General features: G+C 67.4%; 4 protein-coding genes. 2 read left to right on the top strand and 2 right to left on the bottom strand.

All coding sequences use genetic code 11. The features are described from left to right. Positions 1-50: 50 nt before the first annotated feature. On the bottom strand, positions 51-563 hold the full coding sequence (locus ACFWMR_RS41895; protein ID WP_378382419.1) for a hypothetical protein: 513 nt from the start codon (positions 561-563) through the stop codon (positions 51-53). Positions 564-826: 263 nt separating this feature from the next. Here ACFWMR_RS41895 and ACFWMR_RS41890 point away from each other — a divergent pair, with 263 nt between their 5' ends. Beyond that, entirely contained in the window at positions 827-1078 is a 252-nt protein-coding gene (locus ACFWMR_RS41890; protein WP_378280138.1) for a hypothetical protein, read from the top strand. Positions 1079-1091: 13 nt separating this feature from the next. On the opposite strand, the gene ACFWMR_RS41885 is transcribed toward ACFWMR_RS41890, so the two are convergent. Next, positions 1092-2543: an aldehyde dehydrogenase gene (locus ACFWMR_RS41885; protein WP_378382418.1), complete on the bottom strand. Its 1452-nt coding sequence runs from the start codon at positions 2541-2543 to the stop codon at positions 1092-1094. Between the two features lie 78 nt (positions 2544-2621). Between ACFWMR_RS41885 and ACFWMR_RS41880 the strand changes: the two genes are divergently transcribed. After that, positions 2622-3158, top strand: coding sequence for a TetR/AcrR family transcriptional regulator (locus tag ACFWMR_RS41880; RefSeq protein ID WP_378382417.1), 537 nt, complete (start codon positions 2622-2624; stop codon positions 3156-3158). Positions 3159-3662: the final 504 nt, after the last annotated feature.

Here is a 3662-nt window from a genome sequence, read left to right as displayed (position 1 = left end):
CCCCTTCATTGCGTTAGGCGCAATGAAGGGGGCCTTCACGTACTTGGGAGTTACTGGACCAGCAAGGGGCCTTCATAGCGCAACGCGTCGCCCTCGCCGTACACCCGAACGGTCAGCTCCGGGGGCTCCCACGGCGCGAACACCTCGTCGACCGTCCGAGGCGCCGGCCCCAGGTCGACGTCCACGGAGAAGGTGTGCGCGACGATGTTCGCCTGGACGACGGCCCCGTCCGCGTCGGCCACCTCCAGCCGGGTCACCCCGGGGTCGATCGCGCCCAGCGCGCCCGGCCGCGAACTCCACACCGCGAACCCGCGTTCAGTGGTGTCGCTCCCGTAGCCGGTACTCATGATGTTGAAGAGCGTGCGTTCCCCCTCCCGGAAGACGCACTCCGCTTCGACGCCCGAATCGTTGTAGGCCAGCAGCCGCCCGTTCGCGCTGCCCGGCCAGAGCCGGGCTCCGGTGTGCCACCCCGCATGTGACACCGCCTCCGCCGCCCCCTCGGTCTCCGCCGACCGGTAAAGCTCACTGAGCGCCGTCAACTCCGCTATCCACTGCTCGGTCACTTCATCCCTTGGTGGGGCCACTACGCGTGCGCCCTCCTTTCCGACTGTCCACAATGGTCGATTCGAGGCTGACACACGCCGGAGTCGATCGCATCAGGGTTTCCCCGGAGATCACTCCGCCCGCTGCACGGTTCCGTGCAACGGAGGTCCGGTTAGGCCGAGTAGAGCAATCTCGCGGGTTTCCCGTCATGGGGTTTTCTCTCGCACGTCGCGATTTCGCCGGGGCAAGCCCGGCGGCACTCCGACGCAGAGGGGTAAGGCTGATGACCGCGCAGCGCACGATCACTGAGGAGATCGGCGAAATCGGTGTCTGGCTGATGGGCGAGTTCGGAGGCCGTGTGCCCGCGGCCGTGATCAGCCGGGTGCTCAACGCGAGCAGGCGCGACCTCGAAGGCCGCATCGACCCCGAGGCGCTGGGAGAAATGTTCCACGCCCTTTGCCGATTCCGGCTTCAGCGGATCGTCGCCGAGGACCAGCGGATCACGATCAGGATCCCCCGAAGTCGCCCCTCGTGACGGCTCTCGACCGTCACCGCGCCGGCACGGTGACGGTCTTCAGCTCCACGTACTGAGCGAGGCCCGCCGCACCGTATTCGCGACCGAGGCCGCTGGCCTTGAAGCCGCCGAAGGGGCCGTCGAAGCCGATCGGTGCCCCGTTGACGGTGACGGTCCCGGTCCGCATCCGCCGCGCGACGGAGAGCGCGTGCTCCTCGTCGGCCGACCAGACGCCGCCGGAGAGCCCGTACTCCGAGTCGTTGGCGATGCGGACCGCGTCGTCCTCGTCGTCGTAAGGAAGGACGACGAGGACCGGTCCGAAGATCTCCTCCTGGGCGATGCGCATCGAACTGTCGACGTCGGCGAACAGCGTCGGCGTGACGTAGTTGCCCTTGTCCAGCCCCGCCGGGATTTCGGACCCGCCGCTGACCAGCCGCGCGCCTTCGGCGATGCCGAGTTCGATGTAGTCGCGCACTCGCTGCTGCTGGCCGGGCCGCACCATCGGGCCGATGAAGGTCTTGGCGTCGGCCGGGTCTCCGACGACCAGAGACTCCATCATCTCCTTGAGTCCGGCGACGACCTCGTCGTACCGGCTGCGCGGCGCGAGGATCCGCGTCTGCGCGATGCACGCTTCGCCGTTGTTGAGCAGGGATCCGAACTTCAGTCCGGCGATCGCGTCCGAAAGGACCGCGTCGGGCAGGATCACGGCCGCGGATTTGCCGCCGAGTTCCAAGCTGACCCGCTTCAACCGCTCCCCCGCCAGCGACGCGATCCGGCGGCCGGCGGCGGTCGAACCGGTGAACGCGATCTTGTCGACGCCCGGGTGCTTCACCAGGTACTCGCTGGTCTCCCGGTCCGCGGGCAGCACGCTGATCGCGCCGGACGGCAGCCCGGCCTCCGCCAGCATGTCCGCGAGCAGGCTCATGCTGAGCGAGTTCTCCGGCGAGACCTTGAGAACGACCGTGTTGCCCGCGAGAAGTGCCGGGATGATCTTCGCCAGCGATGCCGAGAACGGCGAGTTCCACGGGATGATCGCGGCGACCACGCCGATCGGTTCGCGGCGCACGATCGACCGGAACGGCGCGCTCGGATCCGACGGGGTGAGTGTCTCCTCCCAGCCGAATTCCTCGGCCGCCTTCAGATAGGAGGCGGCCAGCCGCCCGACCCCGGGCTGTCCGGCCCGGGTGAACCAGAGGGCCGAACCGTTCTCGGACGAGATCACCTCGGCGACCTCGTCCGCGCGAGCCTCCCGCAGCGCGTTCAGCCGACGGAGCACCGCGATCCGCTCTGCGGGCGAAGTCCTGGGCCACGGCCCTTCGTCGAAGGCGGCCCTGGCCGCCGCGACGGCGCGGTCGATGTCCGCGGGGAGGGCCTGGACGACGCGGCCCAGAACCGACTGGTCGTGCGGGGACACGATGTCCAGTGGCGCCGGATCGCTCGGCTTCGTCCACTCGCCGCCGATGAAGAGCTTGTCCTTCGTGATCATCGTTCCGCCTCTCTAAATGTCACATCAACGTAGCACTTATGGCGGTTAACGACACAGTGACGTGATACATTCCCGGCCATGAGAGCTGACGCGGCGCGCAATCTCGAAGCCGTCCTGACCACGGGCGCGCGAATGCTCGCTCTCGACCCGGCGGCGAGCATCGGCGCGATCGCCGCCGAAGCAGGTGTCGACAGGCGCACTGTCTATCGGCGTTTCGCCTCCCGCGAAGACCTCCTGGCGGCCATCTACGACTCGCGGCTGAGCGCGGTCGAAGACGTCGTACGAGCCGCCCGGTTCACCGAGACGGCGGTCCCGGTGGCGCTGCACCGCTATGCCGAAGGCATCATCGAGGTCAACCGCGCCTGGCCGGTCGAGCTCACCCGGATGCGTGCCGAACCGTCGATCCAAGACCGTCGAAACCGGCTCACCGCCGAAGTGGACACGTTCCTGCGGCGTGCCACGGACGAGGGATTCCTGCGCGCGGATCTTCCCGACGGCTGGGCGAGCCGTCTGCTGATCCAGCTCCTCCATCTCGCGTCGCGTGAGGACATGGACGCGCCGCGTGCCGCCGACCTGCTCGTCGGTACTTTTCTGGGTGGAGTGGGCGCCCGGTGATCGAGAGGTAAGGCAAACGTGTCGCGGAGGCCTCCTTCACTACCCTCAGGGTCAGGGTTCCGGCAAAGTCGCGTGAGCGGGTCGTGAGTGGCGTTTCGGGTTCTGACGGACCCGTATTTACCTATCCACTCGTGTGATCGGCGGTCACGTGAAGCCGGTGCTGGGGGCCGGTGTGGTCGACGGGGGAAGATTCCGGCCGTTGAACGTCCGGAATTTTCCCCTGTCACCGGGTCGCGCCTGGCGCGACCTTGATCAACGGAGGATCCGGGACACTCAACGTCCCCGATCCTCCGTTGATCAAGGTCCAAGACCGGGCATCCCTGGCGGCCGCGGAACCACCCCTCACGACCACCTGGACCGACCTGTGCGTGGGGTGGTGTCGGTGTTGTGAAAGCCACGTTCGCAACCTCCAACGATTGGGAAATTGGGGTGAACAAAAAGACCCGCCGGACCCACACGCCCCGAATGCAGGTAAAAAAACCCCACAGGAAGACATAGCCCGAC

The organism is Amycolatopsis thailandensis, assembly GCF_042723255.1.
Classification (GTDB): domain Bacteria; phylum Actinomycetota; class Actinomycetes; order Mycobacteriales; family Pseudonocardiaceae; genus Amycolatopsis; species Amycolatopsis thailandensis.
This window is presented reverse-complemented; position numbering and strand designations above follow the sequence as displayed.

What these genes read in the sequence shown, in the direction of transcription:
- ACFWMR_RS41885 (WP_378382418.1), bottom strand. Translation starts at nt 2,543, where the DNA reads ATGATCACGAAGGACAAGCTCTTCATCGGCGGCGAGTGGACGAAGCCG.
- ACFWMR_RS41890 (WP_378280138.1), top strand. Translation starts at nt 827, where the DNA reads ATGACCGCGCAGCGCACGATCACTGAGGAGATCGGCGAAATCGGTGTC.
- ACFWMR_RS41880 (WP_378382417.1), top strand. Translation starts at nt 2,622, where the DNA reads ATGAGAGCTGACGCGGCGCGCAATCTCGAAGCCGTCCTGACCACGGGC.